This is a genomic window from Demequina pilifera (genome assembly GCF_048814985.1).
Lineage (GTDB): Bacteria > Actinomycetota > Actinomycetes > Actinomycetales > Demequinaceae > Demequina.
On the sequence record NZ_JBMDTW010000002.1, the window covers coordinates 478,343 to 501,269 of the forward strand.

Annotated in this window: 17 protein-coding genes; 10 read left to right on the plus strand and 7 right to left on the minus strand. The window is 70.8% G+C overall.

Annotation, left to right across the window (positions count from 1 at the left end; genetic code table 11):
• Positions 1 to 245: 245 nt before the first annotated feature.
• Both ACNI14_RS05000 and ACNI14_RS05005 read right to left on the minus strand, forming a co-directional pair.
• Positions 246 to 1,772 carry a histidine kinase N-terminal 7TM domain-containing diguanylate cyclase gene (locus tag ACNI14_RS05000; protein ID WP_420518849.1) on the minus strand — a complete coding sequence of 509 codons (1,527 nt, stop codon included), beginning with the start codon at positions 1,770 to 1,772 and terminating at the stop codon, positions 246 to 248.
• A 167-nt stretch (positions 1,773 to 1,939) separates the two neighbouring features.
• The gene (locus ACNI14_RS05005; protein WP_420518850.1) at positions 1,940 to 2,797 is read right to left on the minus strand and encodes a biotin--[acetyl-CoA-carboxylase] ligase; all 858 of its coding nucleotides are present in this window, start codon (positions 2,795 to 2,797) and stop codon (positions 1,940 to 1,942) included.
• A 38-nt stretch (positions 2,798 to 2,835) separates the two neighbouring features.
• Here ACNI14_RS05005 and ACNI14_RS05010 point away from each other — a divergent pair, with 38 nt between their 5' ends.
• The 3 genes from ACNI14_RS05010 to ACNI14_RS05020 are packed head-to-tail and all read left to right on the plus strand — an operon-like array spanning position 2,836 to position 5,245.
• Positions 2,836 to 4,425 (plus strand): acyl-CoA carboxylase subunit beta, encoded by a 1,590-nt coding sequence (locus ACNI14_RS05010; protein WP_420518851.1) that lies wholly within the window; start codon positions 2,836 to 2,838, stop codon positions 4,423 to 4,425.
• Positions 4,422 to 4,661 carry an acyl-CoA carboxylase subunit epsilon gene (locus ACNI14_RS05015; protein WP_420518852.1) on the plus strand — a complete coding sequence of 80 codons (240 nt, stop codon included), beginning with the start codon at positions 4,422 to 4,424 and terminating at the stop codon, positions 4,659 to 4,661. The genes ACNI14_RS05010 and ACNI14_RS05015 overlap by 4 nt, the downstream gene beginning before the upstream one ends.
• Positions 4,640 to 5,245, plus strand: coding sequence for a SanA/YdcF family protein (locus ACNI14_RS05020; RefSeq protein ID WP_420518853.1), 606 nt, complete (start codon positions 4,640 to 4,642; stop codon positions 5,243 to 5,245). Before ACNI14_RS05015 ends, ACNI14_RS05020 begins: the two co-directional genes overlap by 22 nt.
• 15 nt (positions 5,246 to 5,260) lie before the next feature.
• Here the strand turns inward: ACNI14_RS05020 and ACNI14_RS05025 are convergent, their stop codons facing one another.
• The gene (locus tag ACNI14_RS05025; protein WP_420518854.1) at positions 5,261 to 6,907 is read right to left on the minus strand and encodes a GH39 family glycosyl hydrolase; all 1,647 of its coding nucleotides are present in this window, start codon (positions 6,905 to 6,907) and stop codon (positions 5,261 to 5,263) included.
• Positions 6,908 to 7,002: 95 nt separating this feature from the next.
• On the opposite strand from ACNI14_RS05025, the gene ACNI14_RS05030 reads away from it, so the two are divergent.
• Positions 7,003 to 7,524: a MarR family winged helix-turn-helix transcriptional regulator gene (locus ACNI14_RS05030; RefSeq protein WP_420518855.1), complete on the plus strand. Its 522-nt coding sequence runs from the start codon at positions 7,003 to 7,005 to the stop codon at positions 7,522 to 7,524.
• Here the strand turns inward: ACNI14_RS05030 and ACNI14_RS05035 are convergent.
• Complete coding sequence (locus ACNI14_RS05035) at positions 7,521 to 7,985, minus strand: MarR family winged helix-turn-helix transcriptional regulator (RefSeq protein WP_420518856.1); 465 nt, start codon at positions 7,983 to 7,985, stop codon at positions 7,521 to 7,523. The genes ACNI14_RS05030 and ACNI14_RS05035 overlap by 4 nt on opposite strands.
• A gap of 171 nt (positions 7,986 to 8,156) precedes the next feature.
• On the opposite strand from ACNI14_RS05035, the gene ACNI14_RS05040 reads away from it, so the two are divergent.
• Positions 8,157 to 9,896, plus strand: coding sequence for an MFS transporter (locus ACNI14_RS05040; protein WP_420518857.1), 1,740 nt, complete (start codon positions 8,157 to 8,159; stop codon positions 9,894 to 9,896).
• A gap of 53 nt (positions 9,897 to 9,949) precedes the next feature.
• On the opposite strand, the gene arfA is transcribed toward ACNI14_RS05040, so the two are convergent.
• Positions 9,950 to 11,458 (minus strand): arabinosylfuranosidase ArfA, encoded by a 1,509-nt coding sequence (arfA, locus tag ACNI14_RS05045; protein WP_420518858.1) that lies wholly within the window; start codon positions 11,456 to 11,458, stop codon positions 9,950 to 9,952.
• Positions 11,459 to 11,612: 154 nt separating this feature from the next.
• Here arfA and ACNI14_RS05050 point away from each other — a divergent pair, with 154 nt between their 5' ends.
• The 3 genes from ACNI14_RS05050 (at position 11,613) to ACNI14_RS05060 (ending at position 16,327) form a co-directional block, all read left to right on the plus strand.
• Entirely contained in the window at positions 11,613 to 12,269 is a 657-nt protein-coding gene (locus ACNI14_RS05050; protein ID WP_420518859.1) for a Maf family protein, read from the plus strand.
• 159 nt (positions 12,270 to 12,428) lie between these two features.
• Positions 12,429 to 14,222, plus strand: a complete 1,794-nt coding sequence (locus ACNI14_RS05055) for an acetyl/propionyl/methylcrotonyl-CoA carboxylase subunit alpha (RefSeq protein ID WP_420518860.1) — start codon at positions 12,429 to 12,431, stop codon at positions 14,220 to 14,222.
• A 29-nt stretch (positions 14,223 to 14,251) separates the two neighbouring features.
• Positions 14,252 to 16,327, plus strand: a complete 2,076-nt coding sequence (locus ACNI14_RS05060; protein WP_420518861.1) for an endonuclease/exonuclease/phosphatase family protein — start codon at positions 14,252 to 14,254, stop codon at positions 16,325 to 16,327.
• A 3-nt stretch (positions 16,328 to 16,330) separates the two neighbouring features.
• On the opposite strand, the gene ACNI14_RS05065 is transcribed toward ACNI14_RS05060, so the two are convergent.
• Positions 16,331 to 17,731: an NAD(P)H-quinone dehydrogenase gene (locus ACNI14_RS05065; protein WP_420518862.1), complete on the minus strand. Its 1,401-nt coding sequence runs from the start codon at positions 17,729 to 17,731 to the stop codon at positions 16,331 to 16,333.
• A 118-nt stretch (positions 17,732 to 17,849) separates the two neighbouring features.
• Between ACNI14_RS05065 and ACNI14_RS05070 the strand changes: the two genes are divergently transcribed.
• Both ACNI14_RS05070 and ACNI14_RS05075 read left to right on the plus strand, forming a co-directional pair.
• On the plus strand, positions 17,850 to 18,650 hold the full coding sequence (locus ACNI14_RS05070) for a purine-nucleoside phosphorylase (RefSeq protein ID WP_420518863.1): 801 nt from the start codon (positions 17,850 to 17,852) through the stop codon (positions 18,648 to 18,650).
• Positions 18,647 to 20,380: a phospho-sugar mutase gene (locus tag ACNI14_RS05075; protein ID WP_420518864.1), complete on the plus strand. Its 1,734-nt coding sequence runs from the start codon at positions 18,647 to 18,649 to the stop codon at positions 20,378 to 20,380. The genes ACNI14_RS05070 and ACNI14_RS05075 overlap by 4 nt, the downstream gene beginning before the upstream one ends.
• Before the next feature lie 61 nt (positions 20,381 to 20,441).
• Here ACNI14_RS05075 and ACNI14_RS05080 read toward each other — a convergent pair whose 3' ends face one another.
• A complete protein-coding gene (locus tag ACNI14_RS05080) occupies positions 20,442 to 22,811 on the minus strand; it encodes an ATP-binding cassette domain-containing protein (protein WP_420518865.1) in 2,370 nt (789 codons plus the stop codon).
• Between the last annotated feature and the right edge of the window lie 116 nt (positions 22,812 to 22,927).

A 22,927-nucleotide genomic window follows, 5' to 3' on the forward strand; every position in this document is an offset into this window, starting at 1 on the left:
GCACCGGGACCCAGGTCGAGATCGCACAACCTGTGCGGACGGCCGCACGTTCTGTCGGAAGATGACGGTGCTGTGACACAGGCGTGACCGTTCCGTGACATTGGCGAGGGTCAGACGGCCTCGCTCATCGCCCACTGGGAGGCGGCAATGGGGTCAAACGCTCCGTGAACGCCCCCTGGGATGCGCGCCGGCGGAGAAGTGGGAGGAGCTGTCCTCCAGCGCCCAAGCCGCGTATGCGGGTGCCGTCACACGGCGATGCGGACGCGGTCGCGGCCGGCGGCCTTCGCCTCGTACAGCGACCTATCCGCCTGGATGAGCAGGTCGTCGGCGGTGATGCCGTGCCGATACTCCGCCACCCCGAGGCTCACCGTGACATGCAGGGGTCCGGCATCCGTCTCGAACTCGTGCGCGCTGCATCGTGCGCGCAGCGCCTCGGCGCGGTCGGCCGCCTGCGCCCCGCTCGCTCCCGGCAGCACCAGCACGAACTCCTCGCCTCCGGAGCGCGCGACCACGTCCTGGTCCCGGACCCCGGCGCCGAGGAGACGCGCGACCTGCTCGAGGACCGCGTCGCCGACCGCGTGCCCGTGAGCGTCGTTCACCTGCTTGAACCGGTCGACGTCGAGCATCACGACGCTGAGCGACGAACCGCTCGCCTCCGCGGCCGCGACGGCAGCCTCGAGCGACGGGCCCAAGTGGCGGCGGTTGAACAGTCCGGTGAGAGTGTCGCGGACCGCGAGCTCCGCAAGCTCCTCGCGGAGCCGCTCGAGTTCGGTGACGTCTCGCGCCACGACCACGGCGCCACGCGAGCGCCCCTCGGAAGAGTGCATGCGCTCGAGTCGGACGTCGAACACGGTGCTGTCGTCGAGCACCAGCAATCGCTGGTCGACGCCGGCAAGCAGCCGGAGGTATCTATCGTCGACTACCGCCTCCCAGCTGCGTCCGAGGACGGTCCCCGTGTTCGCGCCCTTGGCCCGCAGCCGCGCCAGCAGATCGTGCCCGCGCGGATTGGCGTCGATGATGACGCCAGTCGCGTCCACGACGACCACCCCGTCGCTGAGCGCCGCCAGCACATCCCGGGTCGAGACGGGCACAACATCGAGCCGTGCGCGGTAGCGCGCGACCCACGACCAGAGGCCGGCCGTGATCAGGAACAGCAGCGGCCCAGGGTCCAGTCGCCCACTCCCGGAGGCGAGGAGCAGGACCGTGTTGCCGAGCAACGGGAGCAGGAGGGCGACGAGGGCGATGGCGAAGATGGCACGGTGGCCACGGACCGACCTCAGCAGTGAGAGCGCGATGAGCACGGCGGACGCGAGCAGCAGGCCGTACGAGTACGCCGAGTGGAACCAGAACAGCGGCCCGAACTCGATGGCGAATCGCCCGTCCGCGTTCTCTCCTACCGTCGGGTACACGAGGCGCAGCCACGGGTCCGCAGCGATCGCGAGCACGATCACCGCGGGGTGGATGCTGAGGAAGACCATCAGCCGGCGCGTGACCCGTCGATGGCGCCCGGTCAGCACGAGGGCGTAGACCACGGTGCACGCGACGAGCACCGCGAGGCCCGGGAGGATCGCGTAGGCGGCGCCGACGCGCGCGGGGTCCCAGCGCCCCCACACGACCACCGCCTGCATGAGCGCCCACCACGCACCGCAGAACATCGCCAGTGCCAAGGGTCCGGAGAGCTCGTTCTGCGCACGTCGACGCCAGTGGTAGGCGCCGAGCCCCACGGCGAGCACGGCGCCGATCAGCGACGCCAGAGTCATGACATGAATCACGCGCGCCTCCTGTAGGTGGCTGGGTCCTTTCCCTGGCAATCACCTTAGCGACAGCGCCCGACAGGACCTTGGGCCCGTTGTCCCGGCGCGTGTCGAGATCGCGGGCGTGCGAGGACAGTTCGCCCGCACCCTGTGTGCGCCCCACGGGGCACCGTGGTGGGGGCGTGTCAGGTGCGTCGCACGCGCACGTCACCCGCGAGCACCTCGCGGACCTCGACACCCGTGTCGATGAGCAGCGCGCCCGAGCCGGACAGCCCCACGGCGGAGCCGGTCACAGGAGTCCCGTCGGGGACGTCCACGACGAGGTCCCAGCCGATGGTGGCGCACACCCGTTCGACCTCGCGGCGGATGCTGTCCTGCTCGGAATCCCCCTCCCAGGCAGCCACCGCGTCCCCCAGGTGCGCGGCCAAGGAGCGCATCAGCCGCACCCGGTCGAGATCGGTCGCACCCAGCGTCGCGAGCGAGGCCGCATGCGGCACCGGAAGCTCCGCGGACGACTGCGACACGTTGATGCCGATTCCGGCGACGACGGCGCTCTGCCCAGGGACCCCCTCGCACAGGATGCCGACGGTCTTGCGCCACCGGCCCCACCCCGGGATGTCCTTGGCGCCGGCCTCGACCACCACGTCGTTGGGCCACTTGAGAGCGGCACCCACCCCCAGGTCGCGCAGCGCGCGCACGGTGGCGAGCCCGGCGACCAGCGGCGCCCAACCCAGAGACGAGGGGGCGATGGCCCGGGGACGCAGCACCAGGCTCACGGTCAGCGCCGCGCCCTGGGGGGTGGCCCACGCGCGCCCGGCCCGGCCACGGCCCGCGGTCTGGTGGTCGGCGACGATCCCGCTCAGGTGCGGCCATTCGGGGGGTGAATCCGCCAGCGCCTTCAGCAGCGCCGTATTGGTGGACGGCGACGTGGCCATCACGTCCAGCCGCGAGAGCTGCCGCGTAGGTCCCACGATCCCCTCGAGCTGCGCGAACGTGAGCGGCTCGCGGGAAGCGGCCACCGCTGCGGGCGAGGGGAGGATCACCCGGCTAGGCTAACGGGCAGATTTCCCTAAGGAGGAACGTGTCGGATCAGCAGCCCACCAAGTCCACCGCAGGCGCCCTCGAGCACCTGCGGGGCAAGCTCGACGACGCCGTCTCGCGGCACGAGGAGACGGCCCGAGACAAGCAGCACGCGCGCGGCAAGAAGTCGGCCCGCGAGCGGGTGGAGCAGCTCCTGGACGAGGGCTCGTTCGTGGAGCTCGACGCATTGGTGAGGCATCGCAGCCGCAACTTCGGCCTGGATGCGAACCGGCCGCACGGCGATGGCGTCATCACCGGCCACGGCACGATCGACGGCCGTCAGGTAGCGCTGTACTCGCAGGACTTCACCGTGTTCGGCGGCTCGCTGGGCGAGGTGCACGGCGAGAAGATCGCCAAGATCCAGGACTTCGCGCTGCGCACGGGCGTGCCGATGATCGGCATGCTCGACGGCGGCGGCGCGCGCATCCAGGAGGGCGTCGCGGCGCTCACGCAGTTCGCGGAGATCTTCCGCCGCAACGTTGCCAGCTCGGGAGTGATCCCGCAGATCTCGATCATCCTCGGGCCCTCGGCTGGTGGCGCCGTGTACTCCCCCGCGCTCACCGACTTCATCGTGATGGCCGACGGCACGTCGCAGATGTTCATCACGGGACCGGACGTCATCAAGTCCGTCACCGGCGAGAACGTCACGTTCGAGGACCTGGGCGGCGGCCACGCCCACAACGCCAAGTCCGGCGTGGCTCACTACCTCGCCTCGGACGAGGACGACGCCATCGAGTACGTCCAGCACCTGCTGCAGTACCTGCCGCAGAACAACCTCTCGGACCCGCCGTCGTGGGAGCACGAGGCGGACCTGGAGCTCACCGACGAGGACCAGGCGCTCGACTCCATCGTCCCCGACTCGGACAACCAGCCCTACGACATGTCGACCGTGGTGCAGACCGTGCTCGACGACGGGGAGTTCTTCGAGATCCAGCCGCTCTTCGCACCGAACGTCATCGTGGGATTCGGCCACGTCGAGGGCCACTCGGTGGGCATCGTCGCGAACCAGCCGCAGTCCATGGCAGGCACCCTCGACATCAACGCCTCGGAGAAGGCCGCGCGGTTCGTGCGGACGTGCGACGCGTTCAACATCCCGGTGCTGACCTTCGTCGACGTGCCGGGCTTCCTCCCCGGCGTCGACCAGGAGCACCAGGGCATCATCCGCCGCGGCGCGAAGCTCATCTACGCGTACGCCGAGGCGACCGTCCCGCTCATCACGGTCATCACCCGCAAGGCCTACGGCGGCGCCTACATCGTGATGGCGTCCAAGCAGCTCGGGGCGGACGTGAACCTCGCATGGCCGACCGCGCAGATCGCGGTGATGGGAGCCGGCGGCGCGGTCAACATCCTCCAGCGCCGCGCGCTGGCGAAGGTCGCCGAGGACGGCGGCGACGTCGAGGCCGAGCGCGCCAGGCTCACCGCGGAGTACGAGGACCAGATCGTCAACCCGTACGACGCTGCGGACCGTGGCTACGTGGACGCCGTCATCGAGCCCTCGCAGACGCGCGCCAACATCGTGCGCTCACTGCGGGCGCTGCGCACCAAGCGCGCAGCGCTGCCCCCCAAGAAGCACGGGAACGTCCCGCTGTGACCGACGACAGCACCGTCTCCGCCTCCGGACTGCGAGTCCTGCGCGGCTCCCCCGACGACGCGGAGGTCGCGGCGCTCGTGGCCGGCATGGTGGCCATCTCCTCGGCAAGCGACGAGGACCCGGAGCCGGGAGCGCCCACCTCCGCGTGGATGGACCGCTCGCGCACCATGCGCGGACAGCACCACTCGTTGCCCCTGGCACGCGGCGGGGCGGCGTGGCGCACCTCCTTGCGGTGAGCGCGCGCCTGCTGGCGCTCGGCGCCCTCGCCGCCGCGCCGCAGCTCTACGCCCGCGTCACCACCCACCGCGACCGGGGTCCGGCCGCGACGGGCGCCTTCCGCCCGGCCGATGCGGCACTCGTCCTGGGTGCGCGCGTGTGGGAGGACGGGCGGCCCTCACTGTTCCTGCGCCAGCGCGTCGAGGCCGGCGTGGCGCTGTACCAGCGCGGCCTCGTCCCCACGCTGGTGCTCACGGGCGCGGGCCGCAACCGCGAAGGGCTCGACGAGACGGCCGCGATGGAGCGCACCGCGCTCGACCTGGGAGTCCCCGCCCGAGACCTCGTGCGCGACCCGTCGGGTCACGACACCCGCGCATCGGCGCTGAACGCACGCGACGCGCTGGGCCTGGCCTCGGTGATCGTGTGCTCGCAGGAGTTCCACCTGCCGCGAGCGATGTGGCTGTGCCGCTCGGTCGGACTCGTCCCCCAAGGCGCGCACCCGCCCGTGCTGGTGCGCGAGCACACCGCCTTCGGACACGCCCGCGAGGTGCCAGCCTCGTGGAAGGCCGCAATCGAGATCGTGCGGGACCGCGTCCAGGGCTGAGGCCGCCGGGACGTCCTAGTCGACCTCGACGATCGACGCCACCGCCCACCCGGGCAGCTCCAGGTCGATCTCCAGCACGCCGTCATCCGTGGCGACGATCCGGTCCCGCGCCAGCAGGCCCGCCGCGCGTGCGAGCTCCGCGGCCTGCTCGCGGGTGAGGTTGACCGGCTCCCCCATCTCCAGCCACCGACTCAGGGCGTTGCCGTGCTCGGGGTCGAGCCGCTCCACCGCGTAGACGCCCCCGGGCCGCACCCCCTCGACGCGATGCCGGATGGTGACCGCGGGGCCGAGGTCCGCAAGAGCGAGCGCCTCGTGGTGCGACGAGGTCATGCGCACCGACGCCCCTTCCATCTGGGCCGGATAGTTGTGGAACACGGCCGAGACTCTCCCCGTGGCGCTCGAGCGCGAGATGACTCCGTTCTCGGTCGCCGCCAGCAGCTCGTCCCCCAGCCGCCCCAGCATCTCGAATGCATGGAAGGTCGGCTTATGGATCCCCTGCTCGGTGACGAGGCCGAACCCGCCGTGGAACGGACCGATCCCCGCGCCGCCCTCCTCGAAGATGTCGCTGAACGTCCAGTACGAGATCGAGTCGGCGAGAGCGGCGCACTCGAGGTACGCGCGGGTGATGTACGTCGCGGCGAACACCGTGTCATGCATCCGGTCGCGGCTCGAGGGAGAGCTCGACCACTCCGTGATGTGGATCTCGGCATCCGGGAACGCGCTCGCGGCAAGCACGGACCGGAGCCGCAGCAGATCGTCCCGGGTGGCATCGGCATGCCGGGTGATGGCGACCATGTCGCCGTTCGCGCCGAAGGCGAAGTCCGTCGGGTACAGGTGAGTCGACACGAAGTCCACCGGGACGCCGCGCTCCGCGCAGTGCTCCAGCAGCTCCTGGATCCACACGGGTCGCCAGTCCAGCACGTCCGGATCCGCGGCGGCCGCCGTCTGGGCTTGCGCCGCCCGGTCCTCTGTCTCACCCTCGTAGCGCGCATCGGGCACATAGACGGAGGTGGACGGCCCGCCGACGAGCAGCCCCTCGTCGATGAGCTTGATCGCCCGTGCGGTCCGCTCGTAGAGCTCGAAGTACTCCGTCCGGGTGCCGGTCCAGAAGTGGGGCACCAGGTTGGGCTCGTTCCACACCTCGAACCGCCAGGTCCGGACCTCGTCGAGCCCGTAGCGCTCGACCCAGTGACGCACCGTGGCATCGACGAGCTCGACCCACCGGTCCATGTCGTTCGGCGGGGAGCAGTGCGCGCCCCACCAGAACACCGTGCGGTGCTCGGTCGCGAGCGCCGAGGGCATGAACCCGAGCTCCACGAAGGGCTTCACGCCGAGGTCGACGAGGAAGTCGAACACCTTGTCCACGTACGCGAACGTGTGGACCGGCTCCGGCAGGGGCTCGTCAGGGCCGAATCCACCACCGTATGCCGCGCGGTACACGAACATGTCGTCGTGGAACAGCCCGTGGAAGCGCAGATAGCGGAAGCCGAGCCGGCTCGCGGCCTCCCGGAGCTGGGCCTGCCAGTCGGCCCTGAGGCCCTCATTGGCGCGTCCGGCCCCCACGCACTCGTTCCAGACGTGGTGGAGCGGCACGGCGGCTGGCGGCCGCCCGTCAACGGTGATGGGGGAACCCTCCGAGCTCATGGTGTCGGATTCTGCCATCGCAGTCGCAGCGTGTCATGCGTTGGGCGCGAGCCGAGGCTGCGCGCGGCGACCGCAATAGAACACTTGAACCGTCAACGGGTTAGAATCGGCACATGACAGCCGAGACCGCACCCGCGCCCTCGGCGGCCCTGACGGCCGCCGACGAGTTGCTGTGGCGACGTTTCTCGGCAGTGCTCGCGACGGTCCCGGCCTCTCTCGACGAGCAGCTTCGGGCCAGCACGGGACTCAATCACTTCCAGTACACGGTGCTGGATGCGCTGGCCCACCAAGAGAGCCGCCGGCTGCAGCTCGCGCAGCTCGCACGGGCACACGACTCCTCGCTGTCGCGCCTGTCCCACTCGATCACCCGCCTCGAGGCCGCAGGCTACGTCGAGCGCACCACGTGCGAGCACGACCGTCGTGCCAACTGGGCCGTGCTCACCGACTCCGGAGCCGCGATCGTCGAGCGGTCGCGGGCCGAGTACACCCGCATCATCCGCGAGACCCTGATCGACCGCGTGCCGCACGAGCACCGCGCCGTCCTCGTGGACCTGCTGACCACGCTGCTGACGCCCGACGTGGCCGAGCAGTGCTCGAGCATCGACGCCGACCTCGAGGCACAGGTCGGCTCCTAGTCAGCGGCCCTCCCGCCGGGGGCCTGCGCGGCGCCGAGGGTCGACAGGATGTCCTCGAGCGCGGTGAGCTGATCCGAGGACAGCGCCGCCAGGCTCTCCAAGAAGTCGCGTTCCACCTGGGCGACCACCGCGTCCACGAACGCCCGTCCGGCCGCGGTGGGGCTCAGCAGCCGCACTCGACCGTCCTCGGGATCACGCTCCCTCGCGACCCACCCCCGATCGACCAGTCTCTGAATGACGCCGGTCGCGATGTTGGGTCGCACCCCCACGAAGTCCCCGACCTCGGCGGTGGGGCGACCCGGGTGAGCGTGAATGAACAGGATCGCGCGGAACTGCGCGAGGGTCAGGTGCTGGTCGATCAGCGCCTCGGCCTGGCTGCGCATCTGCGCACGCATGAGCGAGCCCTGCAGGGCGAGGATGCGCTGCTCGAGGCCCTCGCGGTCCTCAGCCGGATCGGTCATCGATCCCCCTCCCTGCCCTCGTCCATCCGAATGCGTGACCCGAACCTACCCGGGGCGCGCCCCTGCCGAAAGTCGCCGCGCTCCCGCGGTTGTTAGTTCGCCTCACACGAAGTATTCTGACAGCCGTCCCCGCCGCCGGGGTCCCCACTCTTCTCACTGCCTGGAGGCACCATGCCTACGCCTGCCACCACACCCGTGGCCCTCGACGATGCGCTCGCCGAGGGGATCTCCGAGCGCACCTTCCGTCGTCGCTGGGCCATCCTCGCGACCCTGTGCCTGGGACTGATGACCGCGATGATCGCGAACATGAGCCTGAACCTGGCCCTGCCGGACCTCGCTGTGGACTTCTCCCTCACTCAACTCGAGCTGACGTGGGTCGTCGAGGCCTTCGTCCTGGTGTTCGCCGCGCTGCTGTTCATCGCCGCCGCGATCGCGGACCGCTACGGCCGCAAGCGCACCATGATGGTCGGCCTGGTCATCTTCGTGCTCGCGTCGCTCTATGCGCCCTTCTTCGCCACCACCGGCGCCGAACTGATCGCCTCCCGCGCCGTGATGGGCATCGGCGGGGCGCTCGTGATGCCCACCACGCTGTCGCTCGTCAACGTCGTGTTCCCTTCGAAGGAGCGCCCCAAGGCGATCGCGATCTGGGCAGCCGTCGCGGGCGTGGGCATGATGGTCGGGTCCTTGCTCACCGGCATCCTGCTGCACTTCTTCGACTGGCACTCCGCGTTCGTGCTGGGCGCAGTGTTCGGCGTCCTCTCGCTCGCCGTGACCTGGCGGATCGTCCCCGAGTCCGTGGACGAGAAGGTCACACCCGTGGACTGGATCGGCGGCGCATTCGTCACCATCGCGCTCGCGGGACTCGTCTACACGATCATGGAGGCTCCCTCGCACGGCTTCGACGACACCATGACGATCGTGGCCGCGGTGGCCGGCCTCGCGGCGCTCTCCGCCTTCATCTGGTGGGAGCTGCGCGCCACCCACCCCATGCTCGACCTGAGCCTGTTCAAGCGATCGCGCTTCACGCTGTCCGTCATCTCCGTCACGCTCACCTTCTTCGCGATGATGGGCGCCTTCTTCGGCATGACCCAGATCTTCCAGCTGGTGATGGACTACAACTCGCTGATCACGTCCCTCGCCTTCATCCCGGCGATGCTGCCCATGATGATCATCGGCCCGCTCGTGCCCAAGTACGTGGAGCGGTTCGGCACGCGCTGGACGGTCATCCCCGGCCTATTCGCCATCGCCACCGGGTTCGGGCTCATGACCACGTGGCCCACGATCCCGTCGTACTGGGACTTCCTGCTCGCGATGTCGATCATCACGCTCGGCATGGCGATGGTGATGACGCCCGCGACCAACATGCTGATGTCCTCGGTTCCGCGCAACCGGTCGGGCATGGGCTCCGCGATGAACGACACCACTCGCGAGCTGGGCGCGTCGCTGGGCATCGCAGTGCTGGGCTCGCTCATCGCCAACCAGTACACCTCCGCGATCGCCCCCGTGGCGGATGAGCTGCCGGCGGAGGCCGGCGCCGCAGTGGGCGACTCTCTCGCCGGAGCGATCGCGGTCGCGGACCAGATGGCGGCCGGCGGCGGCGCGATGGCCGAGGCGGCCGGGCAGGTCGCGTTCGCGGCTCAGGAGGCGTTCATGGACGCCAATCAGTACGCCATGGGCATCTCGGCGCTCATCGCGATCGCCACCGCGATCCTCATGCTGATCGCCCTGCCGCGGGGCGACAAGTCGCTGTCCGGGGAGCCGGGAACCGCCCTGGGCGAGGACGTGCCCGCGGGCTCGTTGGCCGCGGATGTGCTGCGGGGAGGCAAGCCCGCGCCCGGCGGAACCGACGCGCACGACCCCGCCCGGGCATCGGCCGCCCCCACCTCCAGGCCGTCAGGGGGCTCAGCGTAGGACGCTCGCGACTCCCCTTCGCACCTGCACGGACCCTGGAGGAAGGTCGGGGCTCATTCGGCCTCGAGGGACACCGCGGCCCACGCGACGGGCGGCAGCGTGAACGTCAGCACGCTCCCGTCCAGCCGGGTCTCGAGCTCGCGCGGCGCCACCCGTTCGGGCTGCTCCGGCGAGTTCGCGGCGTACATGTCGGGATCGGCCAGCACGTGCGCCTCCAGCACCCGCGTCGCCCCGAGCGACGAGACGTCCAGGCTCACCTCGACCGGCTCGTCCAGCGAGCGGTTGACCGCGAACACCGCGGCCGCACCCTCGTCGCGCGTCGCGACTGCGGTGACGGCGGGGACGTCGCCGTGGCGCTCGGTCGATATCGACGGGCACTCCACGGCCACGTCGACGGCCTCCCCGCGAGCGAGCCTGGAGGTGAGGGCGAACGGGAAGAACGTGGTCTGGCGCCAGGCCGGACCACCGGGCTCGGTCATGATGGGCGCGATGACGTTGACCAGCTGCGCGAGAGACGCGCTCGTCACCCGGTCCGCGTGCCGCACCAGCGAGATCAGCAGCGATCCGAGCACCACCGCGTCGAGCACGCTGTAGCGGTCCTCGAGCAGCCGCGGCGCCTCCGGCCAGTGGGCGATGTCGGTGATCTTCTCCTGCTCCATGTATCGCCGCATATACCAGACGTTCCACTCGTCGAACGAGATGCCGACCGTGCGGTCGGAGCCCGCCGCCCGCCTCGATTCGTCGACGATCGCGGCGACCTCCTCGATGAAGGCGTCCATGTCCACGGCGGAGGCGAGGAAGCTCGCGGCATCGCCGTCGTGCTCCTCGTAGTACGCGTGGCACGAGATGTAGTCGACCTCGTCGTACGCGTGCCGCAGGACCGTGCGCTCCCAGTCGCCGAACGTGGGCATGCTGCGCGCCGAGGATCCGCACACCACCAGTTCGAGGTCGGGGTCGACCTGGCGCATCGCGCGCGCGGTGCGCACCGCCAGCTCCCCGTACGCGTCGGCGTCCCGGTGACCCAGCTGCCAGGGACCGTCCATCTCGTTGCCCAGGCACCACATGCGGATGTCGAACGGCGCCGCACGGCCGTGAGCGCGGCGGGCGTCCGAGAGCTCGGTGCCGCCTGCGATCCGGCAGTACTCGAGCAGGTCGAGCGCCTCCTGAACTCCGCGCGTGCCCAGGTTGACGGCCAGCATCAGCTCGCTGTCCACGCGCTCGAGCCACGTCGAGAACTCGTGCAGGCCCACCTCATTGGTCTCCGTCGAATGCCACGCCAGGTCCAGCCGTCGAGGCCGCTCCTCGCGCGGCCCCACCCCGTCCTCCCAGCGGTAGCCGGAGACGAAGTTGCCGCCCGGATACCGAATCGCGCTCACGCCCAGCTCGCGCACCAGGTCGATCACGTCCGTGCGGAAGCCCTCGGCATCGGCGCTCGGGTGACCGGGCTCATAGATCCCGGTGTAGATGTGCCGGCCCAGGTGCTCGACGAACCCGCCGAACAGCCGCCGCCGCACGGGGCCGATGCGGCCGTCGGCCGGTATGGTCAGGTTCGCCTTCGCCACGGGTGCTCCTTCGCTCGCGCCGAGTGCGGTGCACCGCACTCTCGATAGCGAGGCTACCGGCGCTCGGGCCGTCGTCAGGGCCGTCCAGCGCGCATCGGCGGGCACTTCGAACGAAACTTTCTTCGAGGCGCGCGAGCGCCGTTAGCCTGACACCATGCCGATCCCGTTCGTCCTCGCCTCTCAGTCCCCCGCGCGCCTCTCCACGCTGCGCTCCGCAGGCATCGAGCCCCACGTGATCGTCTCCGACGTCGACGAGGACGCGGTGCTGGCCCACGCGCGCGCCGAGGCCGGGCTGGGACTGCCGCTGGCGCTCGGCGACCAGCCATACCTGCTCGCCCGGGCCAAGGTGGACGACGTGGTCGCGCGCCACGCTCCCGATGCGATCGTGCTCGGCTGCGACTCGATGCTCGAGTTCGACGGGGAGATCCTCGGCAAGCCCGGCACCGCCGACGTGGCGCGGCAGCGGTGGCGCGCCATGCGCGGGCGCACCGGAGTGCTCCACAGCGGGCACGCGCTGGTCGACAATCGCGCCGAGCGCCGCGCCGAGACGGGCCAGCCCACGCTGGCCGGCGACACCTCGTCGACGGTGGTCCACTTCGCGGACCTGTCGGACACCGAGATCGACGCATACGTCGCGACCGGAGAGCCGCTGGGCGTGGCGGGCGCCTTCACCGTCGACGGCCTGGGCGGACCATACGTCGAACGCATCGACGGCGACTTCCACGGCGTGGTGGGGGTCTCGCTGCCGCTGCTGCGACGGCTGCTGCGCGGCCTCGGGGTCGACATTCACGAGCTTCGCTCCGCTCGATGATTGTGGACTGCTCACAACCTACGCGGACGTAACCCAAGAAATCCCCAAGTTCGTTGTCGGTATCCGACAACGACACCGCCGAGACCTTAGTCCGCGCACCAAAGTTCCCGGTACCCCGACCCGCGAACCCCGGACGGGTGAGCGGCACGCGCTACCGTGATGGACGTGTCTGCCTTCTCCTCTGTCCTCATTGCCAACCGTGGCGAGATCGCCGTCCGGGTGATTCGCGCGTGCGCGGACGCGGGGCTGACGTCCATCGCCGTCTACGCGGAGCCCGATCGCGACGCCCCCCACGTCCACCTCGCGGACCACGCGTTCGCGCTGGGCGGCTCGACCGCGGCCGAGACCTACCTCGACATCGCGCGGATCATCGACGTGGCCCGCCGCTCCGGAGCGCAGGCCATCCACCCCGGATACGGGTTCCTCGCGGAGAACGCCGGGTTCGCGCGCGCGGTCATCGAGGCCGGCCTCACCTGGATCGGCCCATCGCCTGCTGCGATCGACGCGCTGGGCGACAAGGTCTCGGCCCGGCACATCGCGCAGCGCGCCGGGGCGCCGCTGGTTCCCGGCACCAAGGACCCGGTCGCGAGCGCGGACGAGGTCATCGCCTTCGCCGACGAGTTCGGACTCCCGGTCGCCATCAAGGCGGCGTTCGGGGGTGGCGGCCGCGGCCTCAAGGTCGCCCGCACCCGGGACGAGATCCCCGAGATGTTCGACTCGGCCACCCGCGAGGCCGTCGCGGCCTTCGGTCGCGGCGAGTGCTTCGTCGAGCGGTTCCTCGACCGCCCGCGTCACGTCGAGACGCAGTGCCTGGCGGACCGGCACGGGAACGTCGTCGTGGTCTCGACGCGCGACTGCTCTCTCCAGCGCCGCCATCAGAAGCTCGTCGAGGAGGCACCCGCACCGTTCCTGACGGACGAGCAGAACGCGACCCTGGTCCGCTCGAGCGAGGCGATCCTGCGCGAGGCGGGCTACGAAGGGGCCGGCACGTGCGAGTTCCTGGTGGGGGTCGACGGCACCATCTCGTTCCTCGAGGTCAACACCCGGCTCCAGGTCGAGCACCCGGTGACCGAGGAGGTCACGGGGGTGGACCTGGTGCGCGAGCAGTTCCGCATCGCGGCCGGCGAGGCGATCGCGGACCTCGCCCCGGTCACCCGCGGGCACTCGATCGAGTTCCGCATCAACGGCGAGAATCCCGCCCTGAACTTCATGCCGTCGCCCGGCCGCCTCCACACGCTGCGCTTCCCCACCGGACCCGGCGTGCGGATCGACGCCGGCGTGCGCGAGGGCGACACCGTCTCGGGCAACTTCGACTCGATGATCGCCAAGGTGATCGTCACCGGCTCCACGCGAGAACAGGCCATCGCCCGCTCTCGGCGCGCCCTGGCGGAGATGGCCGTCGAGGGCATCCCCACGGTGCTGCCGTTTCACCGTGCCGTCCTCGACGCTCCCGAATTCGTGGCCGCGCAGGGCGCCTTCGGCGTCTACACCACGTGGATCGAATCCGAGTTCGCCGATGCGGTCGCTGAGCTCGCCGGCGCAGGCGCCGGCGCGGACCACGCGCCCGAGGCGGAGGCGACCGAACGCGTCATCGTGGAGGTCGGCGGCAAGCGTCTGGAGGTCGTGCTGCCCGCCTCGCTCGCTCAAGCCGGCCGCGCGGGTGCCCGCCGGGGAGCGCCAGCGCGCCGCGGCGCCCGCCGCACCGGCAACGGCTCCGCCCGGCCCGCCTCTGGCTCGACCCTCACGTCGCCCATGCAGGGCACCATCGTCAAGATCGCGGTCGAGGACGGCGCCGTGGTGGCCGAGGGCGACCTCGTGGTGGTGCTCGAGGCGATGAAGATGGAGCAGCCCCTGCTTGCACACAAGGCCGGGGTCGTCACGGGCCTGCAGCACGCCGTGGGGGCGTCCGTCAGCTCGGGCACGATCATCTGCGACATCTCGGACGCCGACTGACCTTGGTGCGCGCCGGGTAGCGTGTCCCTATGATCTCCGCTCAGCGTCGCGCTCTCCTCCTCGTGGCGGTGGCGTCCTGGCTGCTGCTCGACTCGATCCGCACCGCCGGCCCGCTGCTGGCCGCGCTCTACGAGGACTCCCTGGTGCTCGTCGTGGCCGTGGCCATCGCCACGTTCGCCGGGGGCGGCGTGCTCGCATGGCTCGCGGCGATGGTGGGCCGCCACTTCGGCCACGGCGTCGTGGTGCTCTACCTGCTGGGCGTGCTGGGGGTCCTGCGACTCGGGCTGCCGTTCATCGGCGGCGGCTGGCTGATCGCCGCGGGCCTCTATCTGGTGGCCTTCGCGATAGCGGGAGTCGTGATGACCACTCGAGTCGCTCTCGGCAACGGCGGTTCGGGGACCGCGCTGGCAGGCACCGCCCTGGGCGTCGCGGCGGCCGTGCTCGAGCACACCATCCTGCGCACCTGGGACGCGGTGTGGCGCGACGACCTCCAGGGCTGGATCGCCATGGGCGTGGTCGCGGCGCTCGCCATCACCGCCGGCTGGCGGGGCCGCACCCTCGAGCCAGCGGCGTCGTCGCGCGGGTGGTGGGCGTTCGGGCTGCACTGGTCGCTGCTCGCCTTCGCCTTCGCCAACGTGGGCTGGGTCAACGCTCAGACCGACCTGCGGATGTCCGCGGGGGCGGCGATCACCATCGTGTCCCTGTGCCTGGGCGCGGGTCTCGCAGCACAGGCCCACCGAGTCTCCCGGGTCGTCACGGCCGTCGTGGCCGCCACCGGTGCGGTCGCCCTCGCGGTCGTGATGCTGCTGCCGGGAACGGACGCCGCGCTCGCCCTTCCGATTGCCACGGCCGCGACCAGCCTCGCCGCCGCTCACGCGCTGCGCCCCGCCGTCAGCACCCCCGCCAGGCGCCTCATCGCGGCGCTGGTGTTCGGGCTCGCCATGATCGGACCCGTCCTCGTCATGCAGCTCGACTACGAGATCTCGCTCGGAGTGCCGCCCGTCACGGTGGCGATCGCGGCCGGAATCGCGGTGCTCTCCTACGGCACGTGGCGGGCCTGGATCACGGAGCCCGGGATGGAACCCGGCGCGCCTGCCCTCTCCGAGGACGAGGCCGATCAAGCCCGGGACCACGGGCCATCCGCCGCAGTCGTCCCGCCCGAGAACGCCAGGCCGGCCGGCTGGATCTCACCCGGCGTGCCGCTCGGCGCGGCGCTCGGGGTGGCCGCGGCGATCGGCGTCGGGGCGTGGACCCAGGTCACGTACGAGGCGCCACGCGTGTACTCGGCGGACTTCATCCAGGCTCCCTACGTCACGTCGTGGAACGTGCACTTCGGCGTCACTCACGAGACGGGTGCGGGGCCCCGCGTCGACCCGGACGAGATCGCGGCCGCCCTGCAGGGAACCGATGTGGCGATGCTGCAAGAGGTGCAGCGGGGCTGGCTGCTCGGCGGCGGCACCGACATGGTCGAGTTCCTCGCGGGCGAACTCGATCTTCCCTACACCTTCGCGGCCGCCCATGACCGTCAGTTCGGCAACCTCATCCTCACGTCGCGCCCGCACTCGAACGCGCGCACTCTCGAACTGTCCTACGGCGACGGGCCCCAGGGCCGCAGCGCGCTCGCGGTGGACTTCATGGGCGCGACCTTCGCGTCGACTCACCTGCAGTCCACGCAGGACGCGGAGCAGACGCGACTGACGCAGGTGGAGGAGCTCGTCGCATGGCTCGACGCGCCCCAACCCACCGTCGTCGGCGGGGACTTCAACGCCGAGCCGGGCTCCCCCGTGCATCGGGCCATGATCGATGCGGGATTCGCGAGCGCTCAGGAGGAGTGGGAGGTCATCGCGCCCACGTACGTGGGCCCCGACGCCAGCGGCGAGCAGGCGGCGCAGATCGACTACGTCTTCGGACGCAGCGTCGAGTTCACGGACTTCGAGCTGCGCTCGCTGCCGTGGTCGGACCACTGGCCGCTGACGGCCCGCGCGAACACCAACGCCGTCGCCCCCACCGACCCCGACGTGGACCGCAACGAGGTGCAGCCCGCCCCGGAGCCGTCCCCCTCGCCGTCCGCATCGGTCAGCCCGTCACCGTCACCGAGCGAGTAGGACTCAGCGCTCGCTGGGCTCCTGCATGTGGTGGAGCCGCCGCGCGACCTCCGAGGTCGTGCCGGACAGCGACGGGTACACCGTGAAGGCGGTCGCCACATCATCCACCGTGAGGTGATGCGCGACCGCCAGCGACAGCGGGAAGATGTGCTCACCGGCGCGCGACCCGACGATCACCGCGCCAAGGATCTGCCCGGTCACGGTGTGCCCGAAGATCTTCACGAACCCGGTGTCGATGCCGAGCATCTTGGCCCGCGGGTTGCGCGCCAGGTCGAGCTTGGACACCTCATAGAAGATTCCGCGCTCGATCAGCTCGGCCTCGGTGGCCCCGACCGATGCGATCTCCGGTGCGGTGAACACGTTCGCGGCGACGGTGCCCAGGTCGAGCGGGTGCACCGCGTCTCCGAGGGCGTGGGCCATCGCGATGCGCCCCTGGGTCGCGGCGACCGATGCCAGCGGGAGGACCCCGGTGCAGTCACCCGCCGCGTAGACGCCGCGTGCAGTCGTGCGCGAGACGCGGTCCACCTTGATGTTGCCGCGGTCGTCGAGTTCGACGCCCGCCTCTTCCAGACCCATGCCCTGCGTGTTGGGCACGGACCCCACCGCCATCAGGCAGTGCGACCCCTCGACCACGCGCCCGTCCGTGAGCTTCACTCGCACCCCGTCACCGGTGTTCTCCACCGACTCGGCTCGGGACTCGCCCAGCACCGTCATGCCGCGCGAGGCGAACACCTCCTGGATCAGATCCGCCGCCTCGGGGTCCTGGGTCGCGAGCACCCGCTTTCCGGACGAGATGAGCGTGACCTCGGAGCCCAGCAGGCGGTAGGCGCCCGCGAACTCCGCGCCGGTCACCCCCGACCCGACCACGATCAGGTGCTCGGGAAGCGCGTCGATGTCATAGAGCTGAGTCCAGGTGAGGATGCGCTCGCCGTCGGGTTCGGCCGTGGGGAGCGTGCGGGGGCGAGCTCCCGTCGCGATCAGCACGGCATCCGCCTCGAGAACCTCGCCATTGACCTCGACCTGGGTGGGGCTGAGCAGCGTCGCCTCGCCGTCGATGACCTGGATGTCGTAGGTCGCGAGACGCGTCGCGATGTCGTGGGACTGCTTGAGGACCAGCTTGCGCACGCGCTCGTTGACCGCCGCGAGGTCCACCACGTGCTCCGCGAACTCGCGAGTGCCGGAGCCGTCGGCGTCGCGGATCCCCAGCTGCGGGGCGCGATCCGCGATGGTGCGCCACTCCGCGGTCGCGATCACCGTCTTCGAGGGCACCACGTCGGTCAGCACCGCGTTGCCTCCGAGGCCCTGGCGCTCGATGAGCACCACCTCGGCCCCCTCCTTGACGGCGACCAGCGCCGCCTCGTATCCGCCCGGTCCTCCGCCGATGATCACGATGCGCGTTGCCATGCGCCCATTGTCGCGCACTCGCCGCCGCACCCCTCCACTCCGCACGAGCCGGCGGGCGCCGCCCGCCCCGCCCGCGCATCGGCCGTGCAGAAGTTCGCAGCGGCGATAGTCTCGAGACATGACTGATGCATTCACGAGAGCCTCCGAGGCCGCCGAGTCCCTTCGCGCCGCCACCGGCGTCGACCACTTCGACATCGCCCTGATCCTGGGCTCCGGGTGGGGCGGGGCCGCCGACCTCATCGGGGAGGAGGTCTCGTCGGTGCCCGCCGCCGACCTGCCCGGCTTCGACGCTCACGCCGTCGCCGGTCACTCCGCGGACATGCGGGCGCTGCGGACCGAGGACGGCCGCCACATCCTCGTGCTGGGTGCTCGCCAGCACTATTACCAGGTGCGCGACGCGGGCAAGGTCGCGCACGCGGTGCGCATGGCCGCGGCAGCCGGCTGCAAGCAGCTGGTGATCACCAACGGGTGCGGGTCGACTCGTCCCGAGGTCGGCCCCGGATCCGTCGTGCTGATGTCCGATCACATCAACATGACGGGCGCGACCCCGCTCGAGGGCGCCACGTTCGTCGACATGACGCAGACGTACTCGCCGCGACTGCGCGACCTGGCGCTGTCGATCGACCCCGAGCTGCCCAGCGGCGTCTACATCCAACTCTCGGGCCCCCAGTACGAGACCCCCGCCGAGGTGCGCATGGTCGCCGCTCTGGGCGCGGACCTGGTGGGCATGTCGACCGCGCTCGAGTCGATCGCGGCGCGGGAGGCGGGCCTCGAGATCCTCGGTCTGTCGCTGGTCACCAATCTCGCGTCCGGGATCGGTGGGGAGAACCTCAACCACCAGGAGGTGCTCGACGTGGGCTCGTCCTCCGGGCCGCGCATCTCGCGGCTGCTGGCCGACATCGTGGAGGGCATGCGATGACTGAGCTCGCCACGCTCGCCCGGGACTGGATCGCCGACGACCCGGACTCCGAGGCTCGTGCGGAGTTGGAGGCCGTGCTTGCGGCGCACGAGGCCGGGGATCCTGAATCGAGCGCTGACCTCGCCGACCGGTTCCGCGGCCCCCTCGAGTTCGGCACTGCGGGGCTGCGAGGGCGGCTGGGCGCGGGGCCCAACCGCATGAACCGCGCCGTCGTGATCCGCGCGGCCGCGGGGCTCGCGCGCTACCTCACCGATGCGCTCGCCGAGCTCGGCATCGAGGGCCCGGCCCGCGTGGTGATCGGCTACGACGCGCGCCACGGTTCGCGGCAGTTCGCGGTCGACACGGCCGCGGTGATGACCGCCGCGGGCCACGACGCACTGCTGCTGCCGCGCACGCTTCCCACGCCGGTGCTCGCCTACGCGACGCGAGCGCTGGACGCCGACGCCGGAGTCATGGTGACGGCCTCCCACAACCCGCCTCAGGACAACGGCTACAAGGTCTACCTGGGCGGACGGGTGGTCTCGGACGACGGTCAGGGGGCGCAGATCGTGCCGCCGTACGACGCTGAGATCGCCTCCCGCATCGCCGCCGTCGAGACGGTCGCCTCCGTGCCGCGCGCGGAGGCCGGCTGGACCGCGCTGGACGAGGACGTGGTGAATGACTACATCGCGGCGGCTGCCGCCGTGGCGGGACCGCCTGCGCAGGCCGACGCCGCCGCGCGTGCCGCCGTCCGGATCGTCCTCACCCCGCTGCACGGCGTGGGCGGCGACACGGTCGAGGCGACCCTGCGGGCGGCGGGGTTCACCGACCTCCACACGGTCCCCGAACAGGCCGAGCCCGACCCCGACTTCCCCACCGTCGACTTCCCCAACCCCGAGGAGCCGGGCGCGATCGACCTGTCGCTCGCGCTGGCCTCGGAGGTGGGCGCGGACGTGGTGATCGCCAACGACCCCGACGCCGACCGCGCGGCCGTCGCCACCGTGCTGGACGGCCAGTGGCGCATGCTGCACGGCGACGTGGTGGGCTCGCTGCTGGGCGAGCGGGTGGCGCAGCGCGTGGAGCGGGAAGGAACGACCGGGTCCGCGGTGCTGGCCGACTCGGTGCTGGCCAACTCGATCGTCTCGTCCCAGCAGCTCGCGCGGATCGCCGACAGCCACGGGCTGACGCACGCGAACACCCTGACGGGATTCAAGTGGATCGGCCGTGAGCCCGGTCTGGTGTTCGGGTACGAGGAGGCGCTGGGCTACTGCGTGGCGCCCGACCTGGTGCGCGACAAGGACGGCCTCACCGCCGCGGTCATGATCGCCGACCTGGTGGCCGAGCTCAAGTCCGAGGGCCGCACGCTCGCCGACGCGATCGACGACCTCGCCCGGGAGCACGGCGTGTATCTCACGCGGCAGGTCTCCGCACGATTCGCGGATGTCGCCGAGATCCCGGCGCTGATGTCGCGGCTGCTCGCGGAGCCCCCGGCGTCACTGGCGGGATCCGCCGTGGCGTCCACCGACGACATGAACGAGGGCTTCCAGGGGCTGCCGCCCACCAACGGGCTGCACTTGGCGACCGAGTCGGGGGCCCGGGTGATCATCCGCCCCTCCGGCACCGAGCCCAAGGTGAAGGCGTACCTGGAGGTCATCGCCCCGGTGGACGGCGACGTGGGCCCGGCCCGCGCATCGGCCGAAAGGGCGATGGCGGACCTGGAGGCCGACGTGAAGAAGGCCCTGGGCGTCTAACCTTCCCCCGTCTCCCCGCCTTAGCGCGGTGGCGGGCGCTCAATGTCGGTTTCCGGGCGGACTAGGATCCTGGCGGACCGTGAGTGTCGCTCACGTAGTCCTTGAGGTGCCGACCCGTCAGCGTCGACGCATCGGCGACCAACTGCGCGGGTGTGCCCTCGAACACGATCCGCCCGCCGTCGTGGCCCGCGCCGGGGCCGAGGTCGATGATCCAGTCCGCGTGCGCCATCACGGCCTGGTGGTGCTCGATCACGATCACCGTCTTCCCCGACTCCACGAGCCGGTCGAGCAGCCCGAGCAGCTGCTCGACGTCCGCGAGGTGCAGCCCCGAGGTGGGTTCGTCGAGGACGTAGACGCCGCCCGCATCGGCCATCGACACGGCGAGCTTGAGTCGCTGCCGCTCTCCGCCTGACAGCGAGGTCAACGGCTGGCCGAGCGTCAAGTACCCGAGTCCGACCTCGGCGAGCCGGCCCAACACCTTGTGGGCCGCGGGCGTCCGGGCCTCGCCGTCGGAGAAGAAGCCCTCGGCCTCGTCGACCGACATGGACAGCACCTCGTGAATGTTGCGCCCGCCGAGGGCCAGTTCGAGCACCGCGGCGTGGAACTGCTTGCCGCCGCACTCCTCGCACGTGGTCGTCACCGTCGACATGGGGCCGAGGTCGGTCTCGATCACCCCCGCGCCCTTGCACGTGGGGCACGCGCCCTCGGAGTTGGCGCTGAACAGCGCAGGCTTGACGCCGTTGGCCTTCGCGAAGGCCTTGCGGATGGGCTCCAGCAGTCCCGTGTATGTGGCGGGGCTCGAGCGGCGCGAACCGCGGATGGCGGTCTGGTCGATCGCCACCACACCCTCGCGGCCCGCGACCGAGCCGTGGATCAGCGAGCTCTTGCCCGAGCCGGCGACGCCGGTCACGACCGTCAGCACGCCGGTGGGGATATCCACATCCACCGATCGCAGGTTGTGCGCCGATGCGCCACGCACCTCGATCGCGCCGCTCGGCTCGCGCACGGACGGCTTGAGCGCCGCGCGGTCGCCCAGATGACGGCCGGTCAACGTGTCCGCGTCACGAAGGGCCCCGACGGCGCCCTCGAACACGATCTCCCCGCCCGCCGATCCGGCGCGCGGGCCCAGGTCCACCACGTGGTCGGCGATCGCGATCGACTCGGGCTTGTGCTCGACCACCAGCACGGTGTTGCCCTTGTCGCGCAGCCGCAGCAGCAGTCCGTTCATGCGCTGGATGTCGTGCGGATGCAGGCCCACGGTGGGCTCATCGAACACGTAGGTGACGTCCGTGAGAGAGGAGCCCAGGTGGCGGATCATCTTGGTGCGCTGCGACTCGCCGCCGGACAGCGTTCCCGTGGGCCGGTCGAGAGACAGGTACCCGAGCCCGATCTCGACGAAGGAATCGAGGGTCTCCCCCAGCGCCGCGAGCAGCGGAGCCACCGAGGGCTCGTCCAAGCCGGCCACCCACTGGGCGAGCTCGGAGATCTGCATGGCGCACGCATCGGCGATCGAGACTCCGGCGATCTTCGAGGACCGCGCGCCGTCGGACAGCCGTGTACCGCCGCACTCGGGGCACGTCTGGAAGGTCACCGCGCGCTCCACGAAGGCGCGGATGTGCGGCTGCATGGACTCCTTATCCTTGGACAGCATGGACTTCTGGATCTTGGGCACGAGGCCCTCGTAGGTCATGTTCATGTTGTCGAACTTGATCTTGCGGGGCTCGGCGTAGAGGAAGTCCTCGCGCTGCTTCTTGGTGAACTCCTTGATGGGCTTGTCGGCGGGCACCACGGCGGTGAAGATGCGCACGTACCAGCCGTCCGGCGTGTAGTTCGGAACGGTGATGGCCCCGTCGTTCAGCGACTTGGTCTCGTCGAACAGCTGCGTGAGGTCGATGTCGCTGACGTGGCCCATGCCGTCGCACCGCGGGCACATGCCGCCGGTCTGCGTGAAGGCGACCTTCTCCGTCTTCTTGCCGCCGCGCTCGATCGTGATGGCGCCGGCGGCCTTCACGGAGGGGACGTTGAACGAGTAGGCGTTCGGCGAGCCGGCGTGGGGCTGGCCGAGCCGACTGAACAGGATGCGCAGCAGTGCGTTGGTGTCCGTCGCGGTGCCGACAGTGGAGCGCGCATTCGCCCCCATCCGCTCCTGATCGACGATGATCGCGGTGGTGAGCCCCTCGAGCACGTCGACGTCGGGGCGGTCCATGCTGGGCATGAAGCCCTGGACGAAGGCCGGGTAGGTCTCGTTGATCATCCGCTGGCTCTCGGCGGCGATGGTGGCGAATACCAGGGAGCTCTTTCCCGATCCGGAGACCCCCGTGAACACGGTCAGGCGCCGCTTGGGAATGTCGACGGAGACGTCCTTGAGGTTGTTCTCGCGGGCGCCGCGCACCTTGATCAGGTCGTGGCTGTCTGCAGCGTGCTCGGTCATGGCGATCCTCTCCGGGGGGCGCGTCCGTCTTCGCGGGTCGATTGTGCCACCCGACCCCTGTCCGGCGCTGGTTGACGCCTACACGGGATTGGAGCGCCCTGTCCGGCACTCATTGT

Bases quoted from the DNA above. Each gene is read 5' to 3' on its own strand.
- ACNI14_RS05025 (WP_420518854.1), bottom strand. From the start codon at position 6,907: ATGGCAGAATCCGACACCATGAGCTCGGAGGGTTCCCCCATCACCGTT.
- ACNI14_RS05030 (WP_420518855.1), top strand. From the start codon at position 7,003: ATGACAGCCGAGACCGCACCCGCGCCCTCGGCGGCCCTGACGGCCGCC.
- ACNI14_RS05035 (WP_420518856.1), bottom strand. From the start codon at position 7,985: ATGACCGATCCGGCTGAGGACCGCGAGGGCCTCGAGCAGCGCATCCTC.
- ACNI14_RS05040 (WP_420518857.1), top strand. From the start codon at position 8,157: ATGCCTACGCCTGCCACCACACCCGTGGCCCTCGACGATGCGCTCGCC.
- ACNI14_RS05050 (WP_420518859.1), top strand. From the start codon at position 11,613: ATGCCGATCCCGTTCGTCCTCGCCTCTCAGTCCCCCGCGCGCCTCTCC.
- ACNI14_RS05055 (WP_420518860.1), top strand. From the start codon at position 12,429: ATGGACGTGTCTGCCTTCTCCTCTGTCCTCATTGCCAACCGTGGCGAG.
- ACNI14_RS05060 (WP_420518861.1), top strand. From the start codon at position 14,252: ATGATCTCCGCTCAGCGTCGCGCTCTCCTCCTCGTGGCGGTGGCGTCC.
- ACNI14_RS05065 (WP_420518862.1), bottom strand. From the start codon at position 17,731: ATGGCAACGCGCATCGTGATCATCGGCGGAGGACCGGGCGGATACGAG.
- ACNI14_RS05070 (WP_420518863.1), top strand. From the start codon at position 17,850: ATGACTGATGCATTCACGAGAGCCTCCGAGGCCGCCGAGTCCCTTCGC.
- ACNI14_RS05075 (WP_420518864.1), top strand. From the start codon at position 18,647: ATGACTGAGCTCGCCACGCTCGCCCGGGACTGGATCGCCGACGACCCG.
- ACNI14_RS05080 (WP_420518865.1), bottom strand. From the start codon at position 22,811: ATGACCGAGCACGCTGCAGACAGCCACGACCTGATCAAGGTGCGCGGC.